Raw genomic sequence first — 14,989 nt, forward strand, 5'->3', positions numbered from 1 at the left:
GCCGCGCCGCCCTACGGCCGTTCGCCCGCACCCTCGGTGTCGATGTGCGGCAGCACCCGGTCCAGGAAGCGCGGCGTCCACCAGGCGGCCGGCCCCAGCAGCGTCATCACCGCCGGCACCAGCAGCAGCCGCACCACCGTGGCGTCCACCAGCACGCTGACCGCCAGGCCCAGCCCCATCATCTTGATCACCACGTTGTCGCTGACGATGAACGCGGCGAACACGCTCACCATGATCAGCGCGGCACAGGTGATCACCCGCGCGGTGATCTCCAGCGCGTGCGCCACGGAGTCCTGGCTGCGCCCGGTGCGCAGCCAGGACTCGTGCACCCGCGAGAGCAGGAAGATCTCGTAGTCCATGCTCAGCCCGAAGACGATCGCGAACATCATCATCGGCACGTAGCTCTCGATCGGGACCTTCCCCGCGACCCCGAGCGCCGGCCCGCCCCAGCCCCACTGGAACACCGCCACCACCACCCCGTACGAGGCCGCGATCGACAGCAGGTTGAGCACCGCGGCCTTGACGGCGACCAGCAGGCCGCGGAAGACCGCCAGGATGATCAGGAAGGCCAGCGCGACCACCACCGCGATGATCAGGACCAGCCGGCCGGAGACGATGTCCAGGAAGTCGACCTGGGCCGCGGTGTTGCCGGTCACGTACGTCCTCGCGCCGCTGCCCGCCACCGCGTCGGGCAGCACGGTGTCCGACAGGTGGTTGACCAGGTCGGTGGTGGCCCGGTCCTGCGGGGCGCCGGCCGGGACGACGGTGGCGAACAGCACGGCGCCGTCCGGGCTGGTCTGCAGCGGGGTGGCGCTCGCCGCGCCGGGCAGGCCGGTGAGGGCCTGCTGCACGGCGCCCTGCACGCCCGCCCGCGACCCGTCCGCCACGGCGCTCTGGTCGACCACCACGGTCAGCGGCGCGTTCGCCCCCGGGCCGAAGGCCTGGGAGATCAGGTCGTAGGCGCGCCGGTCGGTGAAGGAGGTCGGGTCGGCGCCGTCGCCGATGTGGCCCAGCTGGATGGAGAACAGCGGGATCGACAGCACCCCGAGCGCGACCACCCCGGCGACCAGGTAGCGCCACGGGTTCGCCTCCACCCGCCGGGCGTAGCGGTGCCAGCTCCCGCCGCCCTCGCCGCCGCCCCCGGCCTCGGCGATCGGACGGCGCACGGCGAAGCGGTCCATCCGGCGCCCGATCAGCCCCATCAGCGCCGGCAGCAGGGTCAGCGCGCCGAGCACCGCCGACACCACCGTGACGGCGGCCGCGGCCCCGAGCTTGGCGATGAAGGAGATGCCCGACACCGACAGTCCGGACAGCGCGATGATCACCGTGCAGCCGGAGAGCAGCACCGCCCGTCCGCTGGTGGCCACCGCCTGCCCGGCGGAGGCGACCGGGTCCACCCCGTCCATCAGGTTCTGCCGGTGCCGGGTCAGCAGGAACAGCGCGTAGTCGATGCCGACCCCGATGCCGATCATCGTGGCCAGGGTCGGCGCCACGGTCGCGAAGGTGGACAGCGCCGCGACCAGCCCCAGCGCGCCCAGCCCGACCACGGCCGCGATCAGCGCCGTCAGCAGCGGCAGCCCGGCCGCGATCGCGCTGCCGAACCCCACCAGCAGCACCACCACCGCCACCGCGAAGCCGATCACCTCGCTGGAGCGGTCGTCCGCCGCCGGCCGGGCCAGCTCGCCCAGCGGCCCGCCGTACTCCACCTGCACCCCGGCCTGGCGCAGCGGCGCCACCGCCGCGTCCACCCCGCCCAGGTAGTCGTGGCCCAGCAGCGCGGGGGTGGTGTCGAAGCGGACGGTGATGTAGCCGGTCAGCCCGTCGGGGGCCAGCGGCCCGCCCGGCGGGGCGCTCTGCCCGGCCGGCGGCAGCGGGCTCTGCGCGCTGATCACGTGCGGCAGCTGCTGGAGCGCCGTGACGGTCTGGGCGATCTGCGGCTGGAAGCCCGTCAGCTGCTGGGCGTCGTGCAGCACCACCTGGGAGCTGGTGCCCGCGGCGGCCGGCTCGTGCGCCTGCAGCACGTCCCGGCCCTGCTGGGCCTGGGTGCCGGGCAGGGAGAAGTCGTCGGAGTAGCTGCCGCCGACCGTCCGGTTGGCGGCCTGGACGCCGGCCAGGGCGACGATCCACAGCACGAGGACGAGCACGGAGTGGCGCGCGCACCACTCGCCCAGGCGCCGCAGCGCCGCACGCCTGGCGGGCGGCGGCGCCGCGGCGGCGGCCGGGGGGACACGGCGGGCGGACGGCGGCATGGACGGGCTCCCGGGGTCTCCTGCGCGCTGGTGCGCCGAACCGGCGCAGTGTTCCCCGCGGGCCGCCGCGGCCCTCCGGTACCGGCGGGTAGTCGCCCCGACGGCCGCCGACCCCGCCTCCGCCGCCGCGCCCTCCTACCGTCGGGTCAGGGCCGCCCGCCCCCGCCGAGCAGCGGCGTGCCCACCGGCGCCGCCGCCCCGACCAGCACCACCAGCTCGTGCCCGCCCGGGTTGGCCTGCACCGGTACGGTGCGCCAGTTGTTGGCCAGCCAGACGTTGCCCGAGGGGTCGATCTGCACGCCGGTGTTGCGCTCCAGCCCGTCGCTCGTGTACCCGGTGCCGGGCGGCGAGATCGGCTCACCGGTGCGCACCCCGGGCGGGCAGGCCGCCAGGTTGACCCCGCACAGCCGGGCCACGCGGTGGCCGCCGAAGTTGGCCACCCACACGGTGTCGTCCCCGTCCACGGCCACCCCCCAGGGCAGGAACAGCCCGCCGTTGGCGAAGGGCGCGGGCGCCGGTGTCCCGTCCGCCCCGATCAGGGTCACCGAGGCGCCCGGGCGCCGGCCGTCCTCGCCGCCGAGCGCGTCCGCCAGGTCGCCGGGGGTGCTGTCCCCGCAGGGCACCGGCAGGATGCCGCTGTTGCTCACCCAGGCGTTGCCCCGGCTGTCGGTGGCCACCGCCAGCGGCCGGCGCAGGCCCCCTCCGGTGACGGTCCGCTCCAGCGCGCCGTCGGGGCCCACCACCTGGACGCTGTCGCTGCCGTTGCCGCTCACCCACAGCCGCCCGGCCGGGTCCACCGCCGCGCCGAAGGGCTTGTGCAGGCCGGGCGTGGGGATCTCCCGGGCCGCGGCCCCGTCGCCGTCCGGGATCCGCGCCACGCTGTCCGAACCGCAGTTGGCGACCCACACCGTGCCGGCCCGGTCGGCGGCCATGCCCTGCGGCTGGACGATGCCCGCCCCGCGCCAGCCCGCGGGCGGCGACAGCGGGGTGCCGTCCGGGGCGAACCGGGAGAGGCTGCGCTCCAACGGCGTCGGATCGAGCGGACAACCACGGCCCTGGAAACCGAAGTTGGCGACCCAGGCGCTGCCCCTGGCGTCCACGGTGATGCCGAAGCCGGCCCCGTACAGGCCGCCGCCGCGGTAGGGGGCGCCGGGGGCGTCCTGCCCGGTGGGGGTGAACTTGAGCACCGCGTCGCTGCCGCAGACCGGCACCGTCGGGTCCGGGCCGTAGCGGTAGTTGTTGCTGACCCAGGCGTTGCCGTCCGCGTCGAAGGCGATGTTGCCGGGGCCGTCGAGCTCGTGCCCGTTGCCCGCGTAGCGCAGCGCCACCGTCCAGGCGTCCGGCGCGGCGCCCAGCGCGGGCCGGTAGCGCTCGGTGGTGGCGGCCAGCGCGAACAGCTCGGCGGCGTTGCGGCCCGGGTCGTGGGCGATGTTCACGGCGGCCAGCAGCGTGTTGCGCGGCCGCTCGCCGCCCGGCGGCCGGGCCAGCTCCAGCAGCCGCCCGCAGGAGTCGCCGCTGACGCACGAGGCCAGCAGGTTGGCCAGGGAGTTGACCTCGGCCATGGTCGAGGTCAGCGCGCCGTTGGGCGGCGCGGCCAGCAGCGGGGCGATGCCGCCGGTGCCGGTGTCGGCCAGGTTGTGCGCGAGGGCGGCGGCGTTCGGCAGCCCGGGGGAGGAGCCCGCGACGCCGTCCGGGCCGGTGAAACGGGCCAGCGCGTAGGCCACGGCCACGGTGGTCCGCTCGTTGACGACCAGTTCGGGCGGCGCCCCGGCACCGCTGAGCACCGCGGCCAGCGTCACCGGCCCGCCGCCCGCCCCCTCCTGGCCGTCCGCCGCCCGCCCGTCCGTACCGCGCCCGTCCGTACCGCGCCCGTCCCCGCCCCCGCGGCCCGGCAGGTCGGCCAGCACGTACAGCACCGCCCGCGCGTCCCGCGGCCGCCGGTAGTCCAGGCTGAACCGCCCCTGCCCGTCACTGCGCCCCCGGGCCAGCACCCGCGCCCGCCCGCCCCCGCCCTCCCCGGCCTGGTACAGCGTCACCCGCGCCCCGCCCAGCGGCGCGTCACCGCTGCGCACCACCCCGCACTGCCCGGCCCCCTCCCACCCGGCGGCCGGCGCGGCGTGCGCGGGCCCGGCGGCCAGCTGGGCCAGCAGGGCGGCGGTCAGCAGGACGCCGCGGTGTCGACGCATGGGGACTCCGTTCGATCGCAGGAGGTGACAGCAGGAGGTGACAGGACGGGGAAGGGCCGGCCCCGCCCGCGCCGGGGCACTCGGCGGGACCGCCGCCCTCCTACCTGCCACATCCCGGGCCGCCCGTACGCGACCGGCCGCCGGACGCGGCGGAAAATGCCCGGGACGGCCGAGCCGCACCCGCCTCCGCCGACTTCCCGCGCGACACCGGCGAGTTGGCTAGACTGCCCCGGCCCGGTGTGATCAAGAAGGGACACGAATGAGCATGGGGGGAACCTGGATGACCGCGACCGAGCCCGACCCCGAGCAGCCGGCGGCGCCGCAGATACGTCAGGACATCCCGCACAGCGCCCGGATGTACGACTACTTCCTCGGCGGCAAGGACAACTTCGCCGTCGACCGCGAAGCCGCCGAACGCGTCCTGACCGTCTTCCCCACCATGCGCACCGCCGTGCGGGCCAACCGCACCTTCATGCACCGCGCCACCCGCGCCCTGGCCCGGCGCGGCCTGCGCCAGTGGCTGGACATCGGCACCGGCATCCCCACCTCGCCCAACCTCCACGAGGTCGCCCAGGCCGTCGAACCCGGCGCCCGGGTCGTCTACGCCGACAACGACCCCGTCGTGCTGGCCCACTCCCGCGCCCTGATGACCAGCACCCCCCAGGGCCGCACCGCCTACGTCCACGGCGACGTCCGCGACCCCGCCGCCATCCTGGCCACCCCCCAGGTCGCCCGGACCCTCGACCTGGACCGGCCGGTCGTCCTGTCGATGATCGCCCTGCTCCACTTCGTCCCGGACCTCGACGACGCCCACGCCATCGTCGAGCACCTCCTGGACCCCCTGCCGTCCGGCTCCGCCCTGGTCCTCTCCCACGCCACCGCCGAACTCGACCCGCCCGGCGCCTCCAAGGTCCAGGAGATCTACAACCAGGCCGGCACCTCCCTGCGGCTGCGCCCCCGCGCCGAGTTCGCCACCCTCTTCGCGGGCCTGGACCTGCTCGACCCGGGCATCGTCCCCGCCCACCGCTGGCACCCCGACGGCACCGACGAGGCCGACCTGCTGCCGGCCGGCGTCACCGACGCCCAGGTCTCCTTCTACGCCGGCGTCGCCCTCAAGCCCTGACCCGGCCGCCGGGGCCCGCCGATCCGTCAACACCCCGGCCTCCTCCTCCCGTCCGGGTGACGCCGGGCCGGTTCCCGCCCCCGGCCCGGCCCCGGTCCGCTCTGCTGGGAGCGGCCGTCCCGCCGCGGCCGCCGGCACCCGCCCCCGGAGGAGTCCCGTGACCTCGCCCTGCGACCCCCAGTACGCCCCCGCCGGCGACGTGAGCGCGGCGCTCATGGTCATCGACTCCCGACTCAAGGCCCTCTACGACGGCCGCACCGGCGCCGACCCCGAACACCGCGAGATGGTCGACCACCTCGCCGCCTCGCTGGGCCCGGACGGCTTCGCCGCCCTGCTGGAGGGCGCCTGCACCCTCATCTACCTGTACATGAACTGGCTGCGGAAGGCCTGCGAGGACCAGGGCAAGGACGTCATCGAGTACGTGCTGCCCAGCCTCCTGGCCACCATGCGCATGATGCCCCGCACCTTCCGCCCCGAGGTCGTCCCCACCATGGCTGGCCTGCTCGTCGCCGCCGCCGGCGACCTGAGCCCCAACCTGTGGCGCGCCCAGTACGGCCCCTGGACCGACGCAGAGATGAACCCCCTGGAAGCCACCGCCACCCTGCTCGCCGAGTACGTCAACCGCATCTGCGGCGACGACCGCGACTTCGCCACCCGCCTGATCACCGACGCCCTCTCCCGCGCCGACGACGAGGAGCAGGACGAGGCCGACGAGGCCTGACCCCCCGGCCGACGGCGCCCGCGACCCCGGCCGACGGCGCCCGACGCGATGTCAGTGCCCGCCCCTAGAGTGGTCACAACGCTGGAGGGAACGCCGAAGGGCGCCGCGGGCAAACCCCGCGAGAGACTCCGGAAATGCATCGCAAGCGCGCCGGAAAAGGGGATAGCCATGTCCGCGAACAGGATCAAGCACAAGGTCAACCACGTCTCCCTCGTGGTCGACAAGTCCGGCTCGATGCACCAGCACCAGGCCCAACTCGTCCGCGTCGTCGACGAGTTCGTCAAGGGCCTCCAGGAGGAGTCCGACCGCCTCGGCCACGAGACCCGGATCAGCCTCTACGCCTTCGACCACGAGGTGCAGAACCTGGTCTGGGACATGGACGTCAAGCACCTGCCCTCCCTGCGCGGCCTCTACCAGGTCGACAACGGCGCCACCGCCCTGATCGAGGCCGCCGTCAAGTCCGTCGACGACCTCAAGAACATCTGGGAGGGCTACGGCGAGCACTCCTTCCTCCAGGTCGTCGTCACCGACGGCGAGGAGAACGCCTCCGGCTGCTCCCAGAGCGGCCAGATGCACACCCGGATGAACGGCGGCCAGGGCGCCGCCGTCCTGCGCTCCTGGCTCGACCGCATCCAGGGCGCCATGGACGGCCTCCCCGACCACTGGACCTCCGCGATCCTGGTCCCCAACTCCCTCGCCAAGCGCACCGCCCAGGAGTACGGCTTCCCGGCCGGCAACATCGCCATCTGGGACGCCGACTCCAGCAAGGGCGTCGAGGAGGCCATCGGCACCGTCAAGTCCGCCGCCACCAGCTTCCTGCGCGGGCGCGAGCAGGGCGTGCGCGGCACCAAGAACCTCTTCGCCATGGGCCAGGACCTCGACACCACCCAGGTCAAGGCCAACCTCGACGCCCTGGACACCGGCAAGTACATCCTCATACCCGTCGACGAGGCGTCCCCCATCCGCGACTTCGTCACCAGCTCCGGCCACCCCTACACGACCGGCTGCGCCTTCTACGAGCTCTCCAAGCGCGAGAAGATCCAGGGCAACAAGCAGCTCGCCGTCGCCGAGAAGGACCCGGCCACCGGCCGGATGACCGGCCGCGTCTTCTCCGGCCCGGCCGCCCGCCGACTCCTCGGCCTGCCCGCCGCGGAGGCCGTCGTCAAGCCCGGCGAGAACCCCTCCTACACCGTCTTCGTCCAGTCCACCTCCGTCAACCGCAAGCTCGTCCCGGGCACCAAGCTCCTCGTCCTGCGCTGACCCCGGGCCCCTGCGCCCCGCTCCGTACGACGGGGGAACGCCGCTGCGGCCCGATCGGGGGACGGGCCGGGCCGGTGCCGCAGGGGCGAACGGAAGGGCAGCTGTTTCCCGGGGCCGACGGCCCCGGGAAACAGCTGCCCGATTCAGGTGCTGATCAGTTGCTGCTGCGGGTCCGACGCCGGGTCAGCGTGACGACGGCGCCGCCGGCGACGAGGAGGGCACCGGCGATGCCGGCGCTCAGGCCGGCGCCGTTGGAGCCGGTGTCGGCGAGCTCGGTCGCGGCGGTGCCGTCGGCGGAGCTGCCGTCGGCGGAGGTGCCGGTGTTCGTCCTGGCCACCGCTGCCGTCACCGTCTTGGCGGTTGCCGCGGTTGCCGCGGTGACCGCAGCGGCCGGGACGATCGCGGGCGCGGTGGTGGTCGGGGTGGGCGCCGGGGTGCTCTGGTCGAGGCACTCGGGGGCGCCGTCGACCGGGGTGGCGGCGATCGGCTGTGAGGTCCAGAACAGCGTTTGGTCGGCGCCCCCGAACTGGCCGAAGTTCAGCGAGGCGTCCGTGTCGGTCCTGAAGTTCTTGCCGAGCGTGACACGGGCGTTGAGCACCCGGTTGTCCACCGGGCCGGTGGCCCACTTGGTCAGGTCGACCAGCTGCCCTTCGACGCCGCCGGCCTGCATGCTGACCTTGTGCCAGCTGCCGTCCTGCGGGTCCTGGACGTCCACCTGGGCGTCACAGGCGGCCGGGCCGGTCATGGAGCCGTACTTCTGGCCTGCCCAGAGGAAGAACGACGCCTGGGTGAGGTGCCAGTCGAAGCCGTTGGCGGTCTTGATCGAGACCTGGAAGGCCTGCGGCTTCCCGTCGGCCGGGAGGTCCTTGGGCAGGCCGGTGACGGTCGTGGTCAGGCCCGTGGTCTTCACGCCCCGCCCGACACCCCGGACCGTGAAGTCCTTGGCCTGGCCGTCGGCGCCCAGGGCGGGCGCCAGGAGCGGCTCGATGGCGACGTCGCTGTTCGGGCCCTCGTGCGTGGACTGCACCAGCTTGAACCGCAGCTTGAACGTGCGCGAGGCGTGCGCCGGGACGTCGATCCCGGTACCGGTCAGGTCGGTCGCCACGCCCTGGTGGCCGGCGGGTGTGGCACCGAGGTTCTGGTCCACAAGCTTCACCGGCTGCCAGGCGCCGGAGGTGCCGTCCGCGTACTCGGCGACGATCTGGTCCACGCCGAGCATCTGGGTGCCGAAGTACAGCACGAGGTGCTGTCCGCCGTAGGGCGCGTCCGCGTCGTTCTTGACCGTGACGGTGCCCTCGGACCAGTCGCCGCCCGCCTCCACCGAGGCGAATCCGCCGACCGTGACGGAGTGGTCCTTGTCCGGCGTCGCCGCCTGGGCCGGCAGGGCCAGCGCGAGCGGGGACGCGATCAGGGAAACAGCCAGAACTGCAGGCCGAAGTCTCAATTCAACCTCAAGTAAGTCCGAAATGGCCGCGATATCCGCGGCAACGCGAAGGATTCCCCCCATCGCGTCGGCCGGAGAATAACCGATAACCATTCCGCAGGCCAACCATCATGTTCCGGAACGGCTCCCGCCGATTGCCGACCGTGGCGGTTGGCGACGAGGTGTCGCCCGCGCCACGCCTCCTTTCGGGTCCGGTTTCTGTTCAGGCGTCACCTTCTCCGCCATTTCGGCCCGTTGTGCCCGTGGCGAGGCCAGAGCGACCCCGACGGGAAAGCGACCCCGACGGAAAGCGGCCCCGACGGGAAAACGGTTCGCCCGCGGAGCAGCCGCTGTGTCAGGATGCCCCGTCACTTCGTCCGACCGGGGGGTCTCCTGACCATGCGCCGCTCCACCGTGCTCGCCGTCGCCGCCGCCGCGGTCTCCCTCGCCGCCCTGGTGGGCTGCGAGGACGACAAGGCGCCGACCGCGTCGCCGACCGCCTCGCCGACGGTGCCGGCCACCACCGCCGGGGCCGCGCCGACGGCCACCCCGACGCCCACGGCCACGGCCACTCCGACGCCCACCGCCGCCGCCGTGGCCACGACGGCGGGCGGGGCGATCGACCCGGAGAAGGCGCTCGCGCTCGCGGAGGCGACCCCGTACGCGGCCACCCAGGACTTCACCACCGAGGCCGGCCCGCTCAACTCGCGCACCAAGGCCCGGGTGAACCTCAACGGCCCGGTCCGCTCCGGTCGGCTCACCGAGTCCATGAGCGCCGCCGGCGGCGACGTGGCCGGCGGCAGCGACGCCCCGAACGTCGTCGTCACCGGCGACGGCACCACCTACGTCCGCAGCGGCAGCAGCTGGCGCACCTCGCCGCTCGGCGACCGGGTCGCCGACTACCACGGCTACGCCAAGGCGCTGCTGGCCCTCGGCCCGTCCGCCCGCACGGGGATGGAGGACTGCGACGGCACGCCCTGCTTCCACCTCGCCGGCACGGTCGGCGTGGAGCAGGTGAAGCCCCTGGAGGCCGAGCACTACAAGATCCTCAAGAGCAAGGGCGTGGAGGGCTTCCGGCTCGACCAGTGGATCGACGCCCAGGGCCGCACCGTCCGCTTCGACCGGAGGACCGACCTGGGCGGCGTCCAGATCCGCACCCGCGGCACCTTCCGCGACTTCGGCCCGGTCGAGAGGATCGACCCGCCGCGCTGAGCACCGCGACACCCCCCGCTCCCCGGCCCCGCCCCCGCCCCGCTCCACCCCGGACCGGACGCCGCCTCAGAAGTGCTAACTTAGGCAAGCCTAACCAGGCAGCGCGACGACCACACGGCCCAGGGGGCACCATGGCAGAGCAACCGACCCGCCGGACACCGCGCGCCCGTGAGGCACGGGTGCTGCGCACCGAGCGGATCACCCCGCACATGGTGCGCCTGGTCCTCGGGGGCGCGGGGCTGGCGGACTTCGACGCCACCGAGTTCACCGACCACTACATCAAGGTGCTCTTCACCCCCGAGGGCGTGGACTACCCCGAGCCCTTCGACCTCGCGCGGATCCGCGAGGAGTTCCCGCCCGAGCAGCGACCGGTCACCCGGACGTACACCGTGCGGGCCTGGGACCAGGCGCTGCACGAGCTGACCGTCGACTTCGTGGTGCACGGCGACGAGGGCCTCGCCGGGCCCTGGGCGGCCCGCGCGCAGCCCGGCGAGACGGTGCGCTTCCTGGGCCCCGGCGGCGGCTACGCCCCCGACGCGGACGCCGACTGGCACCTGCTGGCGGGCGACGAGAGCGCGCTGCCCGCGATCGCCGCGGCGCTGGAGCGGATGCCGGCCGACGCCGTGGTGCACGCCTTCGTCGAGGTCGCGGACGCCGCCGAGGAGCAGAAGGTCCTCTCGCCCGCCGGGGCCGCGATCCACTGGCTGCACCGCGGCGCGCGCCCGGTGGGCGAGGCGCTGGTCGAGGCCGTCGGCGCCCTGGAGTTCCCCGCCGGCACGGTGTCCGCGTTCGTGCACGGCGAGGCCAGCTTCGTGAAGGACCTGCGGTACCTGCTGCGCGTGGAGCGCGGCGTCCCGCGCGAGCGGCTGTCGGTCTCGGGCTACTGGCGGCTCGGCCAGAGCGACGAGGCCTGGCGGGCCGTCAAGCGCGAGTGGAACGCCGAGGTCGAGGCCGAGCAGGAGCAGACCGGCTGACCCGCCCCGGCGCCCCGGCCGCGGCGCCGCCGCCCGGGTCAGGTCAGGCCGTGCTGCCAGGCCCGGGCGGCGACCTCGACGCGGTTGCGGGCGCCGAGTTTGCGCTGGACGTTGCCGAGGTGGGTCTTGACGGTGGAGAGGGTGACGTGGAGGGCGGCGGCGACCTCGTCGTTGGTCAGTCCCCGGGCGACCATCGCGACGACGTCCCGTTCCCGCGGGGTGAGCGGCTCCTGGGGCGGGGGAGTGTCGGGGCCGCGCCGCCGGGGCCGGGCCGGCGGGCGGGAGGCGAGGTCGCGCAGGAGCCGGGAGGCGACGGAGGGGGAGATCAGCGAGTCGCCCGCGGCCGCCGCGCGCACGGCCTCGATGAGCAGGGCGGGCGAGCAGTCCTTGAGGACGAAGCCGCAGGCGCCGTGGCGCAGTGCGCCGTGGACGTACTCGTCGAGGTCGAAGGTGGTGGCGATGACGACCTTGAGCGGGTGCTCGGCGTCGGGGCCGGCCAGCAGGCGGGTGGCCTCCAGGCCGTCGGTGCCGGGCATCCGGATGTCGAGCAGGCAGACGTCGGGGCGCAGCCGCAGGGCCTCGGCCACCGCCGTGCGGCCGTCCCCGGCCTCGGCGACGACCTCCATGTCCGGCTGGGAGTCGAGGATCATCCGGTACGCGGCGCGCACGGTGACCTGGTCGTCGGCGAGGAGGACACGGATGGTCATGCCGCCCATCCTGCCAGCCGTCACGAAGCGTGACGGGGGGCGCTTCGGCCGAGCGGGATCTCGGCGGCGACCTGCCAGCCGCCGACCGGGCCGGGCCCCGCGCTCAGCTCCCCGCCCAGCGCGTGCACGCGCTCGCGCAGGCCCGCGATGCCGAAACCGCCGCGGCCGCGGCCCGGTGACGGTTCGGCGGCGGGCCGGGGCGCGTCGTCGGTGACGCAGACCGTCAGGACGCCGGGGTCGCCGGCGGACAGCCGAACGTCGATGGCGGCGGTGTCCGCGCGGGCCGCGTGCTTGCGGATGTTGGTCAGCGACTCGCGGACGATGTGGTGGACGGCGGAGGCGATGTGGTCCGCCGGGGGCGTCGCGGTCAGCCGGGGGTCGACGGTGAGGGAGACGGCCGGTCCGGCGGCGCGCAGCGACGCGGCCAGGGCGGGCAGGGCGTCCAGGCCGGCGGGGGCGCAGAGCGGGGCGGGGCGGTCCGGCCGGCGCAGCAGCGCGACCATGGCCCGCATCGACTCGGTGGCCTGGGCGGCCGCGTCCTCGATGTCGGCCAGCGCCCGGTCCAGCACCTGCGGTGTCGGCGGGCAGCCCGCCGCCGTGGTGAAGCGCACCGCCTTGACCTGGGCGGTGACGGCGGTGACGTGGTGCCCGACGAAGTCGTGCAACTCGCGGGCGTACTCCAGCCGTTGGGCGTTCAGCCGGGCGTTCTCCTCCCGCCCCCGGGTGGTGTCGAGCAGCCGCAGGTACAGGCCGAGCACGACCGCCACCGGGGCGGCGAGCAGCAGGGCCGGCACGACGTACCGGCCCACGTGCACCCACTCGGAGCCGGGCAGCCGCAGGACGAGCAGCGGGGTGGCCAGCCAGGCGGCGGTGGCGAGCGGGAACAGGTGCCGGGGCGGCTGGTAGCGCACGGCCCGGGTGACGAGCAGCAGCAGGATGCCCATCTCCGTCAGGCCGAAGGTGACCTCGGGGCGGTGTCGCAGCTGGCCCGTGACGAGGGACAGGGCGATCGAGGCGGTCACCGCGGCCCACCCGGTGCGCACCAGGAGGCGGGGCGGCGAGAGCAGGGCCAGCAGGCAGAGCAGGCCGACCGCGACCGTCGCGAGGACCGTCGGCGCGAAGCCGGTGGCGAACGCCTCGGCGGTGACGGCGGCCGCGGTCGCGGCGGCGACCCCGATGGCCGGACCGCGCCGCTCGGCGGCCCAGGAGGCGAACTCGGCGCGCGCCGGGAAGGTGATCATGGTCGTTCACGGTACGCGCCCCCGGGCGCCCCGGACCTCCACCGTTCGGCCGAGGCACCGGCCCCCGGCCTCGGCCGAACGGCCGTTCCGCGCGCCCCGCCCGCCCGGTGACGATCACTCCCACGGAAGCCGGACGCCCGTCCGGCCCACCGGAAAGGACCTCGAACCGTGCACCGCCTCTCCCGCGCCCTGCGCCCCCTGTGGCGCGTCCCCGCCCTGCTGCTGGCCGACACCGTCGTCGCCGTCGCCGTGACCGTCCCCGTGCTCTGGGCCTACGGCCGCAACCGCCTGCGCCGGGCGGACCTCAGGAGCGGCGGGAGGGGGCGCGGGCGCGGGTAGCGGCATTCCTGCGCCAGGTCGCGTGGACCCCGGTCGGAGGATTCGGTTCCGGCGTGCAACCCTTGCGCCGTCGCGGCGGTGAGTAGGGCAGAGCGATGGCCCGGTCGGGCCGTCGCGCGGAACGTGAAGAGGAACTGGATGACCGCGAGGATACTGCCCGCCCCGGTGGAGGACCGGCCCCGGCCCGCCCCGCCCGCCGCGGGCGGCCCCGGCCTGCGGGAGCTCGACTTCGAGGGGTACGCCGCCTCGCGCTGGCCACGGCTGGTGCGCACCGCCTACCTGCTCACCGGCGACTACCACGAGGCCGAGGACGTCGTACAGGCGACGTTCGCGAAGGCCTTCCGGAACTGGCCCCGGATCAGCCGCCTCCAGGAACCGGACGCCTACGTCCACCGGGCCCTGGTGAACAACAACCTGAGCCGGCACCGGCGCCGCAGGGTCAGGCAGCTGCTCGTACCCGTCCTGCCCGACCGGGCGCACACCGCGGGTGCCGACCACCGCGACGTCGAGGAGCGCTCGGTACTGCTCCAGGCGCTGGCCCAACTGCCGCAGCGCCAGCGGGCCGTGGTCGTCCTGCGCTACTGGGAGGACATGAGCGAGCAGCAGGTCGCCGAGATCCTCGGCTGCTCGCTGGGCAACGTGAAGAGCCAGGCCAGCAGGGGCCTGGCGAAACTGCGCACCCATCCGGCGCTGGCCCCCTACGCGGGCGGCAGCGCTACGACGACCGACGGCACGAACGGAGACAACAGCTGATGGACACCGAGGACATGGTGCGCGGCGCCCTGCACGACGAGGCGTCCGGGCTCACGGTGGCCCACTGGTCCGCCGAGCCCGTACGGATCCACGCCCGCCGCCAGCGGCGGCGGATGGCGGTGGGCGCGTCGGCCGTGGCGGCCGCGCTCGCGGTGGCGGTCGGCACCGGCGCGGTGCTGTCCGCCCGGGACGGCGGCAGGGCCCTCGCCCCGGCCGCGGCCCCGGCCGCGCAGACCCCGCTGCTCCCGGCGGGACCGGCCCCCGCGGCCGTCGTCGCCGAGCCCGGCCAGCAGCTGCCGCTGGACCGCCCCGGCTGGTGGATGCGGTTGCAGGACCGGGAGATCTGCATCCACGACGCCTCCGTCTACGGCAGCGGCCCGGGCTGCGGCGGCTACTCCTGGGCGGCGGGCGCCACCACCGAGCTCACCATGCAGTACTACCGCAACCCCGCCCAGAACCAGGAGGGCCTGTACAACGTCGTCTACCACGGGCCCGGACAGGTCGCCCGGATGACCGTCGAACTCGACGGCCAGGCCCACTGGGCCACCGTCGCCTCGCTCCCCGGCACCCCGGGCTACGCCAGCGGCTACGCCTGGGCGTCCGCCCTCAAGCCCACCGGCTCCGAGAAGGGCCAGCCCCAGCCCCTCACCGGCATCAGGCTCGCCGCGTACGACGCCCAGGGAAACCTGCTGGCGAGCAAGACCCTGTAGCCCCGGCGGCGGGGGGGGGGGGCCGGGGGGGGCGGGGGTCGCCCCCCAGCCGGCGCCCGCCCGGCCGCGGGGCGCGGGGGGGGGGGCGGGC

13 protein-coding genes are annotated in these 14,989 nt (G+C 75.0%); 8 read left to right on the forward strand and 5 right to left on the reverse strand.

Annotated features, from left to right (window positions below; translation table 11 throughout):
* Positions 1 to 11: 11 nt before the first annotated feature.
* Together ACFV8H_RS18870 and ACFV8H_RS18875 are read right to left on the reverse strand one after the other, a co-directional pair.
* Entirely contained in the window at positions 12 to 2,249 is a 2,238-nt protein-coding gene (locus tag ACFV8H_RS18870; RefSeq protein ID WP_380401082.1) for an MMPL family transporter, read from the reverse strand.
* A gap of 146 nt (positions 2,250 to 2,395) precedes the next feature.
* Entirely contained in the window at positions 2,396 to 4,435 is a 2,040-nt protein-coding gene (locus tag ACFV8H_RS18875) for an NHL repeat-containing protein (RefSeq protein ID WP_380401084.1), read from the reverse strand.
* A gap of 280 nt (positions 4,436 to 4,715) precedes the next feature.
* Between ACFV8H_RS18875 and ACFV8H_RS18880 the strand changes: the two genes are divergently transcribed.
* The 3 genes from ACFV8H_RS18880 to ACFV8H_RS18890 all read left to right on the forward strand — a co-directional run bounded on the left by ACFV8H_RS18880 (position 4,716) and on the right by ACFV8H_RS18890 (position 7,539).
* The gene (locus ACFV8H_RS18880; RefSeq protein WP_380401086.1) at positions 4,716 to 5,558 is read left to right on the forward strand and encodes an SAM-dependent methyltransferase; all 843 of its coding nucleotides are present in this window, start codon (positions 4,716 to 4,718) and stop codon (positions 5,556 to 5,558) included.
* 157 nt (positions 5,559 to 5,715) lie between these two features.
* Complete coding sequence (locus ACFV8H_RS18885) at positions 5,716 to 6,279, forward strand: hypothetical protein (protein ID WP_380401088.1); 564 nt, start codon at positions 5,716 to 5,718, stop codon at positions 6,277 to 6,279.
* Between the two features lie 168 nt (positions 6,280 to 6,447).
* Complete coding sequence (locus ACFV8H_RS18890) at positions 6,448 to 7,539, forward strand: VWA domain-containing protein (RefSeq protein ID WP_380401090.1); 1,092 nt, start codon at positions 6,448 to 6,450, stop codon at positions 7,537 to 7,539.
* 154 nt (positions 7,540 to 7,693) lie between these two features.
* Here ACFV8H_RS18890 and ACFV8H_RS18895 read toward each other — a convergent pair whose 3' ends face one another.
* Positions 7,694 to 8,983 (reverse strand): hypothetical protein, encoded by a 1,290-nt coding sequence (locus tag ACFV8H_RS18895; RefSeq protein WP_380401092.1) that lies wholly within the window; start codon positions 8,981 to 8,983, stop codon positions 7,694 to 7,696.
* A 378-nt stretch (positions 8,984 to 9,361) separates the two neighbouring features.
* On the opposite strand from ACFV8H_RS18895, the gene ACFV8H_RS18900 reads away from it, so the two are divergent.
* The gene (locus ACFV8H_RS18900; RefSeq protein ID WP_380401093.1) at positions 9,362 to 10,174 is read left to right on the forward strand and encodes a hypothetical protein; all 813 of its coding nucleotides are present in this window, start codon (positions 9,362 to 9,364) and stop codon (positions 10,172 to 10,174) included.
* Between the two features lie 131 nt (positions 10,175 to 10,305).
* The gene (locus ACFV8H_RS18905) at positions 10,306 to 11,148 is read left to right on the forward strand and encodes a siderophore-interacting protein (protein WP_380401095.1); all 843 of its coding nucleotides are present in this window, start codon (positions 10,306 to 10,308) and stop codon (positions 11,146 to 11,148) included.
* Positions 11,149 to 11,186: 38 nt separating this feature from the next.
* On the opposite strand, the gene ACFV8H_RS18910 is transcribed toward ACFV8H_RS18905, so the two are convergent.
* Both ACFV8H_RS18910 and ACFV8H_RS18915 read right to left on the reverse strand, forming a co-directional pair.
* Positions 11,187 to 11,864, reverse strand: a complete 678-nt coding sequence (locus tag ACFV8H_RS18910; protein ID WP_375896939.1) for a response regulator — start codon at positions 11,862 to 11,864, stop codon at positions 11,187 to 11,189.
* An 11-nt stretch (positions 11,865 to 11,875) separates the two neighbouring features.
* A complete protein-coding gene (locus ACFV8H_RS18915) occupies positions 11,876 to 13,096 on the reverse strand; it encodes a sensor histidine kinase (protein WP_380401097.1) in 1,221 nt (406 codons plus the stop codon).
* A 168-nt stretch (positions 13,097 to 13,264) separates the two neighbouring features.
* On the opposite strand from ACFV8H_RS18915, the gene ACFV8H_RS18920 reads away from it, so the two are divergent.
* From ACFV8H_RS18920 to ACFV8H_RS18930, 3 genes are all read left to right on the forward strand, one after another.
* Complete coding sequence (locus ACFV8H_RS18920; RefSeq protein ID WP_380401099.1) at positions 13,265 to 13,435, forward strand: hypothetical protein; 171 nt, start codon at positions 13,265 to 13,267, stop codon at positions 13,433 to 13,435.
* A 138-nt stretch (positions 13,436 to 13,573) separates the two neighbouring features.
* Positions 13,574 to 14,188, forward strand: coding sequence for a SigE family RNA polymerase sigma factor (locus tag ACFV8H_RS18925; RefSeq protein WP_380401101.1), 615 nt, complete (start codon positions 13,574 to 13,576; stop codon positions 14,186 to 14,188).
* Entirely contained in the window at positions 14,188 to 14,898 is a 711-nt protein-coding gene (locus ACFV8H_RS18930) for a hypothetical protein (protein WP_380401103.1), read from the forward strand. Before ACFV8H_RS18925 ends, ACFV8H_RS18930 begins: the two co-directional genes overlap by 1 nt.
* Positions 14,899 to 14,989: the final 91 nt, after the last annotated feature.

The organism is Kitasatospora sp. NPDC059827, from assembly GCF_042731675.1.
Lineage (GTDB): Bacteria > Actinomycetota > Actinomycetes > Streptomycetales > Streptomycetaceae > Kitasatospora.

What these genes read in the sequence shown, in the direction of transcription:
- ACFV8H_RS18870 (WP_380401082.1), bottom strand. Translation starts at nt 2,249, where the DNA reads ATGCCGCCGTCCGCCCGCCGTGTCCCCCCGGCCGCCGCCGCGGCGCCG.
- ACFV8H_RS18875 (WP_380401084.1), bottom strand. Translation starts at nt 4,435, where the DNA reads ATGCGTCGACACCGCGGCGTCCTGCTGACCGCCGCCCTGCTGGCCCAG.
- ACFV8H_RS18880 (WP_380401086.1), top strand. Translation starts at nt 4,716, where the DNA reads ATGACCGCGACCGAGCCCGACCCCGAGCAGCCGGCGGCGCCGCAGATA.
- ACFV8H_RS18890 (WP_380401090.1), top strand. Translation starts at nt 6,448, where the DNA reads ATGTCCGCGAACAGGATCAAGCACAAGGTCAACCACGTCTCCCTCGTG.
- ACFV8H_RS18900 (WP_380401093.1), top strand. Translation starts at nt 9,362, where the DNA reads ATGCGCCGCTCCACCGTGCTCGCCGTCGCCGCCGCCGCGGTCTCCCTC.
- ACFV8H_RS18905 (WP_380401095.1), top strand. Translation starts at nt 10,306, where the DNA reads ATGGCAGAGCAACCGACCCGCCGGACACCGCGCGCCCGTGAGGCACGG.
- ACFV8H_RS18910 (WP_375896939.1), bottom strand. Translation starts at nt 11,864, where the DNA reads ATGGGCGGCATGACCATCCGTGTCCTCCTCGCCGACGACCAGGTCACC.
- ACFV8H_RS18915 (WP_380401097.1), bottom strand. Translation starts at nt 13,096, where the DNA reads ATGATCACCTTCCCGGCGCGCGCCGAGTTCGCCTCCTGGGCCGCCGAG.
- ACFV8H_RS18925 (WP_380401101.1), top strand. Translation starts at nt 13,574, where the DNA reads ATGACCGCGAGGATACTGCCCGCCCCGGTGGAGGACCGGCCCCGGCCC.
- ACFV8H_RS18930 (WP_380401103.1), top strand. Translation starts at nt 14,188, where the DNA reads ATGGACACCGAGGACATGGTGCGCGGCGCCCTGCACGACGAGGCGTCC.